A 16,194-nucleotide genomic window follows, 5' to 3' on the forward strand; every position below is an offset into this window, starting at 1 on the left:
CTTCGGGCGCCGCGCGTCCTGAAATCGTAGAAAAGAGTATAATGTACTTTTATGATCGCGCAAGGCTGGTTCGTCTGACTGGCTCTCTCCGGTGGGACCGCCGGAAGGTCGGGAGATGTCCGGCACTTCGCGATACAGTCCATGCGTGCCCGCGCAAGCTGTCGTCCTGCGGCGGACCGTTTTTGGGCTCGTGCTCGCCTTTGCGTCCGGGCTCGTCGCGCGCGAGGCGCAGGCGGGAGGCTTCGACATCCCCGACAACGGGACGCAGGCGCTCGGGCGCGGCGCGGCGTTCGTCGCGAAGGCCGACGATCCGACGGCGATCTACTGGAACCCGGCCGGCCTCGCGCGGCAGCGCGGCACGCGGCTCCTCTTCGACGGCAACCTGTACCTGCACTCGTTCGAGTACCGGCGCATCGGGACCTACCCCGACGATCCGCAGAACCCCGAGACGCCTTGGGCGAACAAGGAGTTCCCGGCGACGACGAACTCGGCGGGGCCGTTCGCGCTCCCGTTCTTCGCCGCCGCGAGCGACTTCAACTACTTCGAGCGCGTCACGTTCGGCCTCGGCGTCTTCGCGCCGTCGATGATCGGCAACCGCACCTTCCCGCTCGGCGTGGAGGAGAAGCCGGCCCCGTCGCGCTACGACTACGTCCAGTCGCGGTCGTCTTTCTACATGCCGACGGGCTCGGTCGGCATCCGCGTGACGCCCTGGCTCGACCTCGGCATGTCGGCGCATCTGGTGCTCGGCCGCATCGATCAGACGAGCATCCTCTACGCCGACGTCGACAAGACGGCGTGCAAGAACGTCGAGTACTACCGCTGCGACTCGCGCACGACGTTGCAGGCGCAGGGCACGGGCTTCGGCGCGACGTTCGGCGCGATCATGCGCTGGAAGCCGAACTACGCGTTCGGCCTCTCGCTCCGCACGCCGGTCACGATCAACGCCACGGGCGTCATCATCCCCGAGGATCCGGAGGCGGGGAACAAGCTGCCCGATCAGTCGAACGCCACGTACGGCACGCAGCTCCCGCTCCTGTTGAAGGCGGGCGCGCGCTACATCGGGATGGATCAGGACTTCGAGCTCTACGACCTCGAGCTCAACCTGGTCTACGAGGGGTGGGGGAGCGCGCAGGGGGCGGGGCCGATCGTGCAGGCGGAGGAGCTCGGCGACTTCGGGCCGCTCGAGCAGACGATCTTTCACGGCTACAGGAGCACGTTCGGCTTGCGCGCGGGCGGCTCGTTCAACGTCGACACGGGCGAGGGCATCGTCTCGCTCCGCGGCGGCGCGTACTACGACGGGTCGGCGACGACGTTCGAGACCACGCGCATCGACGTCGACACGCTCACGAAGGTCGCGGGCACGTTGGGCATCGGCTACCGCTACAGCGGCTTCCAGGTCGACGTCGGCTACGCGGCGGTGGCGTCGGCGCCGCGCGTCGTCGGCGTCGGCGGCGCGATCTTCCCTTCGAACCCGTTCGAGAGGGGTGAGAGCACGGGGCCGGGCGGCGACTATGGCCCGGTCAACCAGGGCGCGTACCGCGGCTTCACGCACATCCTCTCGCTCGGCGTCACCGTCACGATCGACGCGTTCCTCGGCCGTCCGCGCCCCATCAGTTATGGCAACGCGTGGGAGCCCAACTTCGCCGGCGCCCAGACCGAGGCGGACACGAAGCGCCTCGACGACGAGCGCCGCAAGAAGAAGCAGATCGAAGAGGAGAAGATCCGAGACGACAAGAAGAAGCCGGACGACGACGACGACGACAAGAAGAAGCCGGACGACGACGACAAGAAGAAGCCGGACGAAGACACGAAGAAGAAGCCGGACGAGGACACGAAGAAGAAGCCGGACGACGACGACAAGAAGAAGCCGGACGACAAGAAGAAGCCGAAGCCTCCCCCGCCGGACGAGGAGGAGGAAGAGGAGGAAGAAGAGGAGGAGCCTCCGAAGAAGCCCCCGCCGAAGAAGCCGGACCCGCCGGAGGTCAAACCCCCGCCGCCTCCGCCTCCTCCGCCGCCGCCCCCCCCCAAACCGCCAACCAAGCGCAAGGAGTGGTGGGAGGAGCCCGGCTAAGTCCGAGCGCGACCTCGCGGTCGTGATCGCGCGCTGCGGCCGAGTTGCGGGGCGGATCGCGTCTCCAGTGCGCGCCTTGGGGGGTCCCGCCTTGCGCGGGCGTGGAAGTGCGATATGCCACTACATACTCCTCGGGGGGTGACGTTGGCCCGTTAGCAAGCTGACGTGATGGCGGGGGGAACGAAAAAGGTGACTTGTTTTAGTGGGTTGGCGGGTTGGCGGGTTGGGCTTGGTGCTTGCATGGGGCATGACGCCCTGATTTCTATCGGCTGTTCGTGTTCGTGGAGCTCCGAATGAAGCGTTCCTCTCTCCTGTCGGCGGTGTTGGTCGGTTTGTCGCTGACCTGTGCCGGCGTGGCCGCTGCCGCTCCGCCTGCCGGCGCGGACAAGACGGAAAAGGTCGCGGGCCAGCGCATGATGGCGCAGGCAGACCAGCCGCTGAACCAGCAGGCGACGGATCCCGCGTCCGGCGGCTCGAACGCGCCGTCGCCGAGCGGCGCGCCCGGCGGCCCCGCGCAGCCGGCGGTCACGGTCGGCACCCCCGCGCCAGACAGCAGCGGCGCGCCGACGTCCGACACTCCGCAGGCGGCCGCGGCCGCCGCGGCGCCGAAGCCCAAGCCGCGTCCGTTCGCCGGATCGTCGCTCTTCCTCCAGCAGAGCATGACGACGAACACGGTCTTCCGCGGGCAGACGCAGTACGCGAACCCCACCATCGAGACCGCCGCCATCATCGGCCCGCGCTTCGCGATCACCCCGGCGCTCCAGCTCCGCGCGCGTCTCGTCGCCAGCTACGAGTGGACGAACAACGACGGCAACACGTACGCGCACGAGCCCGTCCTCAGCGACACGACGCTGCAGCTCTTCTACCGGAAGATCCCCTCCTTCGCCGGCATCATGCCGAACCTCGCGCTGAGCGTCGGTCTGCCGACGTCGAAGGGATCGCGCGCGCGCACGCTCGTCGCGGCCCCCGGCGCGATGCTCCAGCTCGTTCGCGGCTTCGAGAACGTCCTCGGCGGCGACCTGATGCTGCTCTCGAACTTCACGTACACGCACCCGCTCTACACGTCGCGCCAGCCGGTGACGATCGACGATCGGCCGTACGCGCTCCAGTGCGTGGGCGGCAGCGGGTGCACCGATCTGCTGTCGGGGATGATGAACATCTCCGACACGCTCTCGTACTCGCTCATCGTCGTGCAGGAGTGGGGGCACTTCAGCCCGGGCCTCGCGTACATCGGCGGCTCGCAGTGGGCGTACCGCCCGCCGCAGACGGTGAACCCGGTCGACGGCACGCTCCTCGCGCAGAACTCCGACGCGACGAACGTCCGCCAGTCGCACTATTTCGCGGCGTGGCTCGACTACAACTTCGCGTCCTGGATCACGGGCGAGATCGGCTACTACGCCGCGACCGCCGGCATCGGCTTGAGCGGCACGCGCTCGAACCCGATCTTCGAGCGCTACCAGGACACCCGCGTCTACCTCGGCGCGTCCATCCAGCTCGACAACCTCGTCAAGGCGCTCCAGGGCTCCGACAACGGCGAGGCCGGCGTCATCCGCGCGAAGAACAACAAGGCGCCGATCATGACGTTCTGATCGACCGCGCGAATCGGCGTATAACCGGCGCGTGCGCGTGCGCCTGAGCCTGAGCCAGCGTCGGTGGGACGTCGTCTGTCTCGTCCTCGCGCTCGGGCTCGCGGCGTACATCTGCTGGAAGAACGCGATCCTCGCGAGCCGCATCGTCGACGGCCAGCACTGGTTCTACCTCGACGACGACATGATGATCTCGATGCGCTACGGCCGGAACCTGGCCGAGGGGCACGGGCTCGTCTGGAACCCCGGCGAGCGCGTCGAGGGATACACGAACTTCCTGTGGACGATGGTCATGGCCGGCGTCCACAAGCTCGGCGCGCAGGACCGCACCGCGTCGCTCTGGATGCGCGTCGTCGGCTTCGTGCTCCTCGGCGGATCGCTCGCGCAGATGCTCCGCGTCTTGCGGGCGCTCTCGCCGCGGAGCCTCCTCGCGCCGCCGGTGATGTTCCTCGCGACGCTGTTCTGCGCCGACGTGATGTGGTGGTCGGCGTGGGGGTTCGAGACGTCGCTCCTCACGTTCCTCTTCCTCACCTTCGTCGCGTCCGTCCTCCACGATCCGAAGAGCATCGTCGCGTGGGTCGCGCTCTCGCTCGTGCCGCTCACGCGCGCCGACGGGCTCCACCTCTTCCTCTCGTGCGCCGTCGTCGGTCTCGTGCTCGTGCCCGAACGCAAGGACGCCCTCGTGCGCGCCGCGCTCGCCGCCGTCCCGGTCGTCCTGCACCTCGCGTTTCGCCGCGTCTATTACGGCGAGTGGTTCCCCAACACGTATTTCCTCAAGGTCTACCTCCTCGAGGACCCGGGCGAGCGCGGCTTCGTCTACGCGCGGAGCTTCGTCTTCACGTACCCGATCCCGCTCGCGCTCGCGGCGGCCGGCGCGGTCGCGATCGCGCGGCGCGATCGGCGCGCGCTCCTCTTCTTCCTGCTCGTCGGCGGGACCCTCGCCTACGTGTCGCGGACCGGCGGCGACATGATGGGCAACTTCCGCTTCTGCGCGCACTTGATGCCGCTCGTGTTCGTGTTCGCCGCCGCCGGCATCGCGCACGTCGTGCAGCATCGCGCCGGACGGTGGGCGTGGGCGACCGCGCTCCTCGTCGCGACGGTCCCGCTCCAGAAGCCGCTCGAGCGCGTCATCGCCTTCGACGGCAACGGCGACCCGCGCGAGCAGATCGTCGTCGCGAGCCTCGTGAACAAGAACGCGCTCCCCGACGCGTCGATCGGCGTCATCGCCGCGGGCATCGTCCCGTATTTCACGCGTCGCTACGCGGTCGACGTCCTCGGCAAGAGCGACAAGCACGTCGCGCGGCTCAAGCCGTGGCCCGGCGCGATGGTCGGGCACGGCAAGCTCGACCCCGCCTACAGCCTCGGCGCGCGGCGGCCCGACCTCGTCGTCTCGTGCCGCAACCTCCACTACGCGAGCCAGCTCAAGGCCGGGAACCGGAACCACGATCCCGTCTACAGCTTCCTCTCGTCGTACGCGTTCATCGATCTCTACCGGCCGTTCCCGATCCACGAGGACTTCACGACCGGCACGACCGCCCTCTACACCCACGCCGGATCGCGCGAGGCGCAGCGCCGGCACTGGAAGAGCGTCGGCGTCGGCTCGTGGCCGCCTCCGGCCCCCTGGCCGTAGGTCCGCCGCCGCGGTAAGACGGCCGGCATGGACATCTCGAAAGAGCTCGCCGCCCTCGACCTCGACCCGAAGACCTTCGAAGGCGGGAGCCTCGTCGCTCGTTCGCCGATCGACGGCTCGGTCACCGCGAAGGTCGCGGAGCACGACGCCGCCGGCGTGGACGCCGCGATCGGCCGCGCGCACGCCGCGTTCCGGGAGTGGCGCACCGTGCCTGCCCCGCGGCGCGGCGAGCTGATCCGCCTCTTCGGCGAGGAGCTGCGGAAGGAGAAGGAGAGCCTCGCGAGCCTCGTCACGATCGAGGCCGGCAAGATCGTCGCCGAGGCGCGCGGCGAGGTGCAGGAGATGATCGACATCTGCGACTTCGCCTGCGGGCTCTCGCGCCAGCTGTACGGCCTCACGATCGCCTCGGAGCGGCCGGGCCATCGGATGGCGGAGACGTGGCATCCCCTCGGCGTCGTCGGCGTCATCAGCGCGTTCAACTTCCCCGTCGCGGTGTGGGCCTGGAACTTCGCGCTCGCGATCGTGTGCGGCAACTCCGTGGTGTGGAAGCCGTCGGAGAAGACGCCGCTCACCGCCGCCGCGTGTCAGGCGCTCTTCCTGCGCGCGGTGCACCGCTTCGGACCGACGCCGCTCGGGCTCTCGGAGGTGGTGCAGGGCAAGGCCGCGGTCGGCGAGCGCCTCGTCGACGACAAGCGCGTCGCCCTCGTCAGCGCGACCGGCTCGACGCGGATGGGCCGCGCGGTCGGTCCGCGCGTCGCGGCGCGCTTCGGCCGCACGCTCCTCGAGCTCGGCGGCAACAACGCGATGATCGTCGCGCCGAGCGCGGACCTCGAGCTCGCCACCCGCGCGGTCCTCTTCAGCGCGGCCGGCACCGCAGGGCAGCGCTGCACCTCGCTCCGTCGCCTCATCGCGCACGAGAGCGTGAAGGCAGCGCTCACCGAGCGCGTGGCGAAGGCGTACGCGCAGATCCGGATCGGCGATCCGCGGGAGGCCTCCACCCTCGTCGGCCCGCTCATCGACGCGGGATCGTTCGAGGCGATGCAGTCGGCGCTCGCGCGCGCGAAGGCGGAGGGCGGCGAGGTGATCGGCGGCGAGCGCGTGGCGGTCGCGGGGTGCGACGGCGGCTTCTACGTGAAGCCCGCGATCGCGAAGATGCCGGGCCAGACCGCGGTCGTGAAGGAGGAGACGTTCGCGCCGATCCTCTACGTGATGAGCTACAAGGAGCTCGACGAGGCGATCGCGATGCAGAACGACGTGCCGCAGGGCCTCTCGTCGTGCATCTTCACGAACGACCTCCGCGAGGCGGAGCGCTTCGTCGCCCCCGACGGGAGCGACTGCGGGATCGCGAACGTCAACATCGGCCCGTCCGGCGCCGAGATCGGCGGCGCGTTCGGCGGCGAGAAGGAGACCGGCGGCGGCCGCGAGTCCGGCTCCGACAGCTGGCGCAGCTACATGCGCCGCGCGACCAACACGATCAACTACTCGAAGGACCTCCCGCTCGCGCAGGGGATCGTCTTCGCGTGAGGAAGCTCGCCGGCGCCGCGGTCGCGCTGATCGTCGCCGTCGCCGCGGCGTGCGGCGACGATCCCGAGCCGGCGCCGGTGCGCCACCCGAACCCGTGCAAGCCGCCGCCGCTGCCCGGCGCGGCGAGCATCGATCTCGTCCCCGCCTTCGGCGGCGCCACGCTCGCGCGGCCGGTCGAGCTCGTCGCGGGGCCGGGCGGCCGCTTCTACGCGCTCGAGCAGTCGGGCCGCGTCCGCGTGCTCGACGACGGCGGCGCCGCGGCCACGCCGGCGTACGACGTGACCGCGCGCGTGACGGGGACGGGCGAGGCGGGCCTCCTCGGGATCGCGTTCGATCCGAAGTTCGCCGACAACGGCTTCGTGTATTTGTATTTTACATTGAACTACACGACGCCGAAGCCGGGCTTCGTCTTCCAGGACGTCCTCGTCCGCGTACAGAGCAAGGACGGCGGGCTCACCTTCGATCCGGCGACGGAGAAGGTGCTCCTCGCGCTCGACGATCCGTTCGACAACGGCAACGGCGGGCGCATCGTCTTCGGGCCCGACGGCTTCCTCTACGTCGGCGTCGGCGACGGCGGGAGCCGCGGCCCGACCGAAGCGGCGAACAACAAGAACGCGCAAGACACGAGCTCCCTCTTCGGGAAGATCCTCCGCATCGATCCGTCGAAGGGCGAGCCGTACGCGATCCCGCCCGGCAACCCGTTCGCGAACGGCGGCGGCCGGCCCGAGATCTGGGCCTACGGCCTCCGCAACCCGTGGAAGTTCAGCTTCGATCGCGAGACGGGCGAGCTCTGGGCCGGCGACGTCGGCGAGCGCCGCGCGGAGGAGATCGACCTCATCGTCCCCGGCGGCAACTACGGCTGGAACGTGCGCGAGGGGAGGAGCTGCTTCTCCGATCCGAGCTGCCCCGACGCCGGGTTCCTCGATCCCGTCGTCGAGTACGCGCGGAGCGAGGGCATCAGCATCGTGGCGGGCTTCGTGTACCGCGGCGCGAAGGTCCCCTCGCTCGCGGGCAAGCTCCTCTACGGCGACTTCGGCAACGGCAACATCTGGAGCGCCGACGCGGGCTCCGCGCAGGGCACGCTCGTGAAGGCGAGCGGTCTCCAGATCTCCTCCTTCGCGGAGGGCCCCGACGGCGAGCTCTTCGTGCTCGATTATGGGAGCGGCGCCGTCTCCGCCATCGTCCCCGCCGCCGCTGCGCCCGCGCCGGTCGCTCCCGCGTCGACCTCGCTCGCCGCCACCGGCTGCCTCGATCAGGCGGCGGCGATCTCGTACGACGTCGCGAGCCCGCTCTGGTCCGACGACGCGGACAAGCAGCGCTGGCTCTTCGTCGCCGACGGCGAGAGCATCACCGTGGGCGACGACGGCGACTTCGACGTGCCGCCCGGCAGCACCGCGGTGAAGACGTTCAGCTTCGGCGGGAAGAAGGTCGAGACCCGCCTCTTCGCGCGTTACGAAGACGGGACCTGGGCGGGGTGGTCGTACGAGTGGAGCGACGATCAGAAGGACGCGGTGCTGCTCGAGGGCGCGAAGACGAAGCCGCTCGCCGACGGCAAGACGTGGACGTTCCCGTCTCCGAGCGACTGCTTGCGCTGCCACACGCAGGCGGCGGGCTTCACGCTCGGCCTCGAGGCGCGGCAGGTCGAGCCGCGTCCGTTCACGCCCTACCTCGCCGCGCCGATCGACAAGGCCCGGTTCCCCACCTTCGCGCGCGACGACGGACGCGCGTACCTGCACGCGAACTGCTCCGGCTGCCATCGCCCCGGCGCGAGCGCGGGCGCGGCGACGATGGACCTTCGCTTCGATCGCTCGGTCGCGGAGATGAACGTGTGCAACCAGGACGCGCGCGCCGGCTTCGGCGGGTCCGCCGACCCGAACCTGAAGCTCGTCACGCCGGGCGCGCCCGAGCGCTCGATCCTCTTCGCGCGGATGGTCGGCTCCGAAGAGGAGACGCGCATGCCGCCGATCGGGCGGACGATCCCGGACCCCTCCGGCACCCTCGCGGTGAGCAACTGGATCCAGTCGCTCGGCGGCGGCTGTCCTTAACGACGCGGCGTCGGGCCGACCGGCTTCTTCGGAACCGGCGGCGGCGCGGGCGGCTTCGAGCCGGACTCGGCGCCGATCGCGGGCGCCTCGCCCCAGTCGAGGCCGGAGGGCTTCGGCGCCGGCGGCTCGGACGCGCCCCAGCCCTCGCCCGACGCGGGCGCCGACTCGTTGCCGAGCATCTCCATCATCTTCGCGCGCGCCTCGACGAGGTTCGGGCTCTCCGTCGTGCCGCCCCAGAGCGCTTGCTCCTGCGTGCTCGTGAGGCTCGGCGTGCTCGGCGGATCGTCGTCCGCCGCGTCCACCGCGGGGACGTCCGGGATCGCGATCGGGAAGCCGGAGTCGCTCTTGAGCTGGCTGCCGGCCTCGGGCTTCGGCGCGGCGCTGCGCGCGGCGGGCGCGGGCTCCGGCTTGGGCGCGGCGGCCTCCGGCGCTTCGGGGACGAGCTCTGCCTTCCTCGCGAAGGCGTCGAGCGCGAAGAGGAGCGCGTCTTGCGCCGTCTTCGCGAGGATCGTCTCCCAGCCGATCGCGCCGACGAGGCCGGCGGGGCTGCCGTCGCCCGTCTCGTGCAGCTTCCGCATCCACGCGACGACCTGGTCCTTGCTCAGCGTGTCGCAGACGACGTCGGTGCCCTTCAGCTTCCCGCCGCGGCCCTGCACGTTGGCGAAAAACCAGCGATCGTCGATGATCTCGAGCTCGCGCGCGGTGTGGAGCGCCTTCTGGATCGCGACGCCGGTGAGCTTGCCGTGGCGCCAGAACGACCACCAGTCCGCGAGGCCGACCCAATCGACGAGGATCTGCGCGGTCACACCTTCTTCGAAGATGGCCTCGTCGATGTCGCCTGCGACGAGCGCGTCGTGCACGACGTGCTGGACCTTCGCGTCGTCGTCCTTGAGCGCGGCCTTGCCGCCGCGGATCCCCCACTGTGAAAGGATCGGACCGCGGACCTCGTTGGGCATCAGGTGGAACAGCTTGTCGTTGGCCTGGCTGTCGTCGTACGGGAAGAAGGTCGCGACGAGCTCGCGCGCCGTTCGGACGCGGCCGGCCTCCGTGCGGCGATGCTCTTCCATCGCCAGACAGAACTTGGTCACGGCCTGGGTGCGATCGTTCTTCGTCTTGGCCACTCGACAAGGGTACACCTCGAAATGAGCGCCGGCCGATGAGAAAATCCGTGGTGCTCGCGCTGGTCGCCCTCGCCGGGTGCGCGTCGGAGCCGAAAAAGCCGGCCGAAGCCGCGCTCGAGGTCCCGAAGCTGGGCGGCGATGCCGCAGCCGCCCCGCGCGAGGAGCGCGGCGGTGTCAGGTTCGGGCGAGAGAACGCGCGCGTCGGCCAGCGTCTCCGGACGCGCGTGGTGGCGAAGAGCAGCTGGCGGAACCCGCAGCAGGAGCTCGAGACGACGGTCTACGAGTCGGAGTACACGATCGAGGTGCTCGCCGTGCTCGGTCCGGCGCCGTCGCGCGTCCGCATCGACTTCACGAAGAACCTCACCTTCGAGATGGGGCAGCCCTCCGCGACCGTCATCGACGGGAAGGCGTACGTCGTGAGCGTCGAGTCGCCCGCGGTCGTCGACGCGACGACGGGGTTCGTCCCGTCGCCGGACGAGATCGCGCGCGTGACCGACGTGCTGCCGGACCTCGGGACGCGCGCGCAGGTCGATCAGGTGCTCCCCGACGACGCGATGCGCATCGGCGAGAGCCGCGACGCGCTCGCGGCCGCGATCACGCGCATCCTCCACCCGCGTCACTGGTCGCACGAGCGCGGGACCGCGGTGCTGACGCGCGCCGACGCGACGCACGCGTTCTTCGAGGTCACGCTCGAGGCGCGGAGCACGAGCTCGGGGATGACGATGGCGGTCCACGGGCAGGCCCGCGTCCGCCTCTCCGACGCGCGGCTCGACGGCTTCCAGCTCCGCGGCAAGTTCGCCCGCCCGAACGGCGAAGAGGGCGACCTCGAGCTCTCACGCGAGGTGTTCTGAGTCCCGGTGGGCTCCCTCTGCGGGGGGTCCGGGGGCGTCGGAGCGCGCCCCCGGCGCGCGGAGAAACCCCTCTCAAGCAAAAAGCCAGCGGCGCAGGAAGAGGACCTCGAGGCACGAGAGCACGAGGAACGGGCCGAGCGGGACGCGCATGCCGAGCGCTCCGTCGATCTCCTCCGCCGCCATCGGATCGTCGGCGAGGACCGCCTTCGCCTCCTCGTCGCCCGCCTCCGCCGCCGCCCGCAGCTTCGCGATGTCGGCGCGCACGCTCTCCGGCACCGCGTACGTGACGCCGAGCGCGCGCATCACGAGCGCGACGAGCACCGACTGGAGCGCCGCCGCGACGAGCACGAACATCGCGCCCTCCGGCCCGTGCCACGCGCCCGCCGCGATCACGAGCTTGGTGTCGCCGGTGCCCGCGCCGCTGATCCCGCGGAGGCGGTTGTAGATCGCCTTCGGGACGTGCGCGATGACGAGCCCGAGGACCGCGCCCGCGATCGCGCCGGCGATCCCGACGTGGCGGAGCGGCGACGAGAGGAGCGCGACGATCGCGACGCCGAAGGTCAGCTCGTTCGGGAGGATCATGTGCTCGTGGTCGATCGCCGCCGCGACGAGCACGGCGACCGCGAGCAGCACGTTGACGCCGAAGAGCACGCCGCGGTGCCACGCCGCGACCGCGGTCGCTTCCGCGAGGAGATGCGCGATCCCGGCCGCGACGAGGGCGGAGAGCACGACGAGCACGGCGTTCCGCCGCTGGCGCGCCGCCGCCGGCGCGTGGATCGTGATCTCGTAGCGGGTCGGGAGGTAGTCGGCGAGCTTCCCGCCGAGGGCGCCGAGGACGGCTCCGATCAGCGCGGCGACGAGCAGGAGCACGCGCCCATGCTACCGCTACCCGCGTCGAGCGCGCGCGAGGATGGCGGAGCGCGCGAGGCCGACGAGGCGGGCGGGGGTGTAGAGCGGCTCCGGCTCCCAGCGCTTTCCGTAGACGAGGTAGGCGCCGGTCGCGCGCTCCATCGGGAGGTTCGCCTCGATCGGGTAGTACTTGTTGTGCTTGTCGACGAGCGCGTTCAGCTTGTCGAGGTCGAGCGCGGTGGCGGCGGAGATCAGCCCGAGCTCGATCTGCTGGAGCGTCTTCTTCTTCGCGACGAGCGTGTCGTAGAGCTCGACGAGCTCCTTCACGTGGCGCGCCTCGTCGTCCTCGATCTTGCGCTTCCGCGCCGCCCAGGAGGGGACGCCGATCGTGAGGGCGCGGATGCGCTCGTCGGTCGTGAGGGTGAAGTTCTTGATCGGGTCTGCGCTGTTCAACGCCGTCGGCCGATCGCTGTCGCGCTTCACTCTCTCAACGTAGGGTGCGACGCGCCGAGAGCAAGCCCGGCCGGAAAACTTGGCCGTTCGCGCGCGAGCGGCGCACCTTCGGCGCATGCGTAACGCCAGCTCGGATCGTCGCTCTCCCGCCTCCACCTCGTGCGCCGTCTGCGGAGAGGTCGACGCGCGCGTCCTCTCCTTCACGCGCCTCCAGGACGGCGAGCGCGTCACCGTCTGCGGCTCGCACAAGACCGCCCATCACCGCTCGGGCGTGATCGCCTCCTCGGTCGACGAGCTGAAGAAGCTGACCGCCGATCGCCGCGCGTCTTAGCGCGGGCCCCACTGCTGCGGCTGCTGCTGCCACTGCTGCGGTTGCGGCTGCGGCTGCCACGGGTTGGGTTGGCCGGGTTGCCAGGGTTGGGGCTGGGGGACGGGGCGGCCCAGCTTGCGGGAGACCTCGGCGCGGAGCTTCGCGAGCTCCTGCCGGAGCGGGTAGATCATGTCGGAGCTCACGGTGAGCTTCCGGCCCTGCGTCGCGCGGCCGGTGTGCCACTTGCTGAGCGCGAGGCGGGCGCCGGTGTCGATGAACTTGCGGCCGGCCGCGCCGCCCCAGCCGAAGGTCGCGCGCCAGCGGCCGACCGGCGAGGTGATGAGCTCTACCTCCCACATCGTGAGGTTGCCCATCAGGACCTCGTCCTTCAGGTGGTCGCGGATGATGCGGCCCTTGCGGATGACGAGGTAGATGACGAGGCCGAAGAAGGCGAGGACGAAGAGGAACCAGAGCGGCAGCATCAGCGCGACGAGGTTGCCGGAGAGCGTCGCGGCGGTGTTCCAGACCGAGTGGAGGAACATCGCGAAGCAGTAGCCGCCGATCGGCGCGAGCCACTTGAGCCACGTCTTGTTCGTCTCGCGCGCGACGCCGAAGCCGATGCCGGTCATCGACGTGTAGAGCGGGTGCCCCCACGGCGCGAGGATGCCGCGGACGAAGAAGGTGCCGAGGAACGCGCCCTCCTTGCCGGCGAGCATCTCCGCCTTCGCCGCGTTGCCGTAGTAGAGGATGTTCTCGCAGGCGGCGAAGCCGAGCGCGGCGAACGTGGCGTAGATGACGCCGTCGACGACGCCGTCGAACTCGCGGCGCATGAAATAGAACATGAAGAAGATCGCGAACGCCTTCGTGAACTCTTCGATGACGGGGGCGCTGATGCAGGCGGAGAGCACGTCGCCCGCGCCTTTGCCGAACATCGCGGTGCCGATCGCGTCGACCATCGTGTTCACGAGCGCGGAGAAGCCGCACGCGGCGATGAAGCCCCACGCCAGCGTCATCGCGAGCGCCCACGCCGGCTCGGGGTCGTAGCGGTCGACGATCCACGGGATCCAGAGGTAGATCGCGAGCATCGGCACCGCGAAGAGCGCGCCGAGGAAGAGCGACATGAGCTCGACGTCCGCGTGCTTCGAGAAGAGCGCGGGGACGAAGAGCATCAGGACGAGGAGGCCGCCTCCGAGCAACATCCCGATGACGTAGATGGCGATGCCGATCGTGCGGCGGGTCTTCTCCTGATCTCTCGCGTGCGGAACGGCGGCCATCGGGGGGGAGCCTAACGCGAGACGCGTTTCAAGGCGCGAGGTTCGTCGTCGCGCGGAACACCACGCCGTCGCCGCCGAGCGTGTAGCGACCCGTCGCGGCGGGCACGAACACCGCCGCGCCGCGCGGCGCCGCGACGTGGCCGGCGCTGACGGAGCCCTCGGTCGTGAGGAGGATCTCCGGCCCGAACGTGGTCCGCACCACCGGCGCGGAGACCACGATACGGGAGAGGCGGAACTCCTTCGCGGGCGTGTCGTAGACGTGCTCGCACGCGTCGACCTCGCGCGGGCGCAGCACCTTCGCCGGGCCGGCCTCGAAGTCGAGGCATCGGAGCAGCGCGGGGACGTCGACGTGCTTCTTCGTGAGCCCGCCGCGCAGCACGTTGTCGGAGCTCGCCATGATCTCGACGCCGGTGCCTTCGACGTATGCGTGCAGATTCCCCGCATCGAGGTAGATCGCGTCGCCGGCCTCGAGGTGCACGAGCTCGAGGAGGAGCGCGCTCACGACGCCGACGTCGCCGGGGTAGAGCTTCGCGAGGCGCTCCGCGAGCGCGCGCTCGCGCGGGAACTTCGGCGACGGCAGGCTGCACGCCGCGACGACGCTCTCGACGATCGGTGCGCGCTTCTCGGCGGGCATCGTCATCAGGAGGCGGAACGTCTCGGCGAGGCCCTTCGCGTCGCGCGCCGCGCGGAGGGGCGCGAGCGCGCCGTCGAGCGCGCGCACGGCGAGGTGATCGAACAGCGCGATCGTCGCGTCGATCGCGCGGAACCCCGAGAGCGCGTCGAACGGACCGAGCGCGCAGAGGAGCTCCGGCTTGTGGGACGGGTCCTTGTAGTTGCGGTGCGCCGCCTCGCGGGGGACGCCGCGCGCCTCTTCGTCGGCGAAGCCGGCCTTCGCTTGCTCCATCGTCGGGTGCGCCTGGAGCGAGAGCGGCTCGCTCGCGGCGAGCACCTTCAAGAGGAAGGGGAGGCGCGGTCCGAACGCGCGGATGGCGGCGGCGCCGAGCTCGCGCTCGGGCTCGCGCGCGATGATCGCGTCGAGCGTGTGCTTCACGCCGTCGCGCGAAGCCTTCGACGGGGCGACGGGATGGGCGCCCATCCACAGCTCCGCCTCGGGACCGTCGCTCGGCGAGGCGCGCCCGGAGAGGGAGGCGATCGCGGTGCGCGATCCCCACGCGTACGGCATCACGGTGCAGTCGAGGAGGTCCACGGCGGTCATCGGGCGCGGGCGCGGACTAGGTGGTTGGCGGTGATGAGTTGCTTGCGCCACTGGCCGTAGGCTTTGCCCTTCGATTCGAGTCGCTGCATCGCGTGCTCGATGCTGGGCTCGATCGGCTCGGGGACGGCGTCGCGGAGCGGCGTGCCCGGGAGCGGCATGAAGGCGTGCGAATGGATGCGCGCGCCCATACCGACGAGGCGATCGGCGAGCTTCATCGACAGGACGCGGTCGGGCTCGGTCTCGCCGGGGAGGCCGAGCAGGAAGTCGACGTCGGGCTGGAACCCCGCCGCGACCGTGAGCTCCACCGCGCGGATCACGTCGTCGACGGTGTGGCCGCGTCGCGTCGCCTCGAGCACGCGATCGGAGCCGGACTGGCCGCCGATGACGAGCGTCTTGTTGTCGACCCAGCGCGCGAGGACGGCGAGCGACTCGACGGTGACGTGCTCGGGGCGGATCTCGGAGGGGAAGGTGCCGAAGAAGATCTTCGCCTCCGCGCCCGCGCCTTCGCGCACGGTGCGGAGGAGCGCGTCGACCGCGGCGAGGTTCGGCTCCGTGCCCTCCGATCCGTACGAGAGCGACGTCGGCGTGAGGAAGCGCACGAAGCGTGAGCCGGAGAGCGCCATCTGGTCGATGTTCGCGCGCACGTTCTCGATGCTGCGATGGCGGAACCGCGCCTTGAACATGTACGGCGTCTGGCAGAACGAGCACGCGTAGACGCAACCGCGCGTGATTTCGAGCGCGTTCCACTTCTTGTATCTTGCATTGAATGCGGGGTACGCGTCGAGCGGATGCCGCTCGCCGGGGCCGTGCGAGACGAGGCGTCCTTTGTCGAGGTACGCGGTGCCGGTGAAGCCGCGGAGCTCGACGCCGCGGTTCAGCGCGTCGACGAGGGTGACGATCGTGTGCTCGCCCTCGCCGATCGCGACGAGGTCCCACCCCGCGTGGAGCGTGGCGAGCGGCTCCGCCGTCGCGTGCACACCGCCGGCGACGTGCAGCGCGGCGTCTCCCGTCGCCGCCCGCACCGCGGCGAGCTCCTTCGCCGCTTCGTCGAAGTCGGGCGAGTAAAACGACCACAACACGAGCGGCCGCCCGGCGCGACCCGCGGCGCCGGGCGCTTGCGTCGCGGCTGCGCGGATTGCGGTGATGAGCTCGCTCGTGCTCTTTGCGAAGGTGATCGGGCTGCCGGCGGTGTGGGGGTCTGCGTCGAGCGCGGCCGTGACCACGTTCAACGCGACGGTCCCCGACCGCACGTGATGCGCGAGGA

The 16,194-nt window shown here is 70.5% G+C and carries 13 protein-coding genes; 7 read left to right on the top strand and 6 right to left on the bottom strand.

The window, feature by feature from the left end; all coding sequences use genetic code 11:
• Nucleotides 1-145 precede the first annotated feature (145 nt).
• From KF837_37200 to KF837_37220, 5 genes are all read left to right on the top strand, one after another.
• A complete protein-coding gene (locus KF837_37200; GenBank protein MBX3233021.1) occupies nt 146-2,071 on the top strand; it encodes an outer membrane protein transport protein in 1,926 nt (641 codons plus the stop codon).
• 353 nt (nt 2,072-2,424) lie between these two features.
• Nucleotides 2,425-3,660: a hypothetical protein gene (locus KF837_37205; GenBank protein ID MBX3233022.1), complete on the top strand. Its 1,236-nt coding sequence runs from the start codon at nt 2,425-2,427 to the stop codon at nt 3,658-3,660.
• A gap of 31 nt (nt 3,661-3,691) precedes the next feature.
• Nucleotides 3,692-5,287, top strand: a complete 1,596-nt coding sequence (locus tag KF837_37210; protein ID MBX3233023.1) for a hypothetical protein — start codon at nt 3,692-3,694, stop codon at nt 5,285-5,287.
• Nucleotides 5,288-5,314: 27 nt separating this feature from the next.
• Complete coding sequence (locus tag KF837_37215) at nt 5,315-6,811, top strand: aldehyde dehydrogenase family protein (protein ID MBX3233024.1); 1,497 nt, start codon at nt 5,315-5,317, stop codon at nt 6,809-6,811.
• Nucleotides 6,808-8,856, top strand: coding sequence for a PQQ-dependent sugar dehydrogenase (locus KF837_37220; GenBank protein MBX3233025.1), 2,049 nt, complete (start codon nt 6,808-6,810; stop codon nt 8,854-8,856). The genes KF837_37215 and KF837_37220 overlap by 4 nt, the downstream gene beginning before the upstream one ends.
• Here KF837_37220 and KF837_37225 read toward each other — a convergent pair.
• On the bottom strand, nt 8,853-9,977 hold the full coding sequence (locus KF837_37225) for a hypothetical protein (protein ID MBX3233026.1): 1,125 nt from the start codon (nt 9,975-9,977) through the stop codon (nt 8,853-8,855). The two genes, KF837_37220 and KF837_37225, sit on opposite strands and share 4 nt — an antisense overlap.
• Before the next feature lie 35 nt (nt 9,978-10,012).
• Here KF837_37225 and KF837_37230 point away from each other — a divergent pair, with 35 nt between their 5' ends.
• Entirely contained in the window at nt 10,013-10,828 is an 816-nt protein-coding gene (locus KF837_37230) for a hypothetical protein (protein ID MBX3233027.1), read from the top strand.
• Nucleotides 10,829-10,900: 72 nt separating this feature from the next.
• Here the strand turns inward: KF837_37230 and KF837_37235 are convergent, their stop codons facing one another.
• Together KF837_37235 and KF837_37240 are read right to left on the bottom strand one after the other, a co-directional pair.
• The gene (locus tag KF837_37235) at nt 10,901-11,698 is read right to left on the bottom strand and encodes a prepilin peptidase (GenBank protein ID MBX3233028.1); all 798 of its coding nucleotides are present in this window, start codon (nt 11,696-11,698) and stop codon (nt 10,901-10,903) included.
• A 15-nt stretch (nt 11,699-11,713) separates the two neighbouring features.
• Nucleotides 11,714-12,160: a hypothetical protein gene (locus KF837_37240; GenBank protein MBX3233029.1), complete on the bottom strand. Its 447-nt coding sequence runs from the start codon at nt 12,158-12,160 to the stop codon at nt 11,714-11,716.
• 85 nt (nt 12,161-12,245) lie between these two features.
• On the opposite strand from KF837_37240, the gene KF837_37245 reads away from it, so the two are divergent.
• Nucleotides 12,246-12,461 carry a hypothetical protein gene (locus KF837_37245; GenBank protein MBX3233030.1) on the top strand — a complete coding sequence of 72 codons (216 nt, stop codon included), beginning with the start codon at nt 12,246-12,248 and terminating at the stop codon, nt 12,459-12,461.
• Here KF837_37245 and KF837_37250 read toward each other — a convergent pair.
• The 3 genes from KF837_37250 to KF837_37260 are packed head-to-tail and all read right to left on the bottom strand — an operon-like array spanning nt 12,458 to nt 16,153.
• On the bottom strand, nt 12,458-13,714 hold the full coding sequence (locus KF837_37250) for a PrsW family intramembrane metalloprotease (GenBank protein ID MBX3233031.1): 1,257 nt from the start codon (nt 13,712-13,714) through the stop codon (nt 12,458-12,460). The genes KF837_37245 and KF837_37250 overlap by 4 nt on opposite strands.
• A gap of 28 nt (nt 13,715-13,742) precedes the next feature.
• On the bottom strand, nt 13,743-14,930 hold the full coding sequence (gene manA, locus KF837_37255; GenBank protein ID MBX3233032.1) for a mannose-6-phosphate isomerase, class I: 1,188 nt from the start codon (nt 14,928-14,930) through the stop codon (nt 13,743-13,745).
• The gene (locus KF837_37260) at nt 14,927-16,153 is read right to left on the bottom strand and encodes a TIGR04013 family B12-binding domain/radical SAM domain-containing protein (protein ID MBX3233033.1); all 1,227 of its coding nucleotides are present in this window, start codon (nt 16,151-16,153) and stop codon (nt 14,927-14,929) included. Before KF837_37260 ends, manA begins: the two co-directional genes overlap by 4 nt.
• Nucleotides 16,154-16,194 lie beyond the last annotated feature (41 nt).

The sequence above is a fragment of the Labilithrix sp. genome (genome assembly GCA_019637155.1).
Lineage (GTDB): Bacteria > Myxococcota_A > Polyangia > Polyangiales > Polyangiaceae > Labilithrix.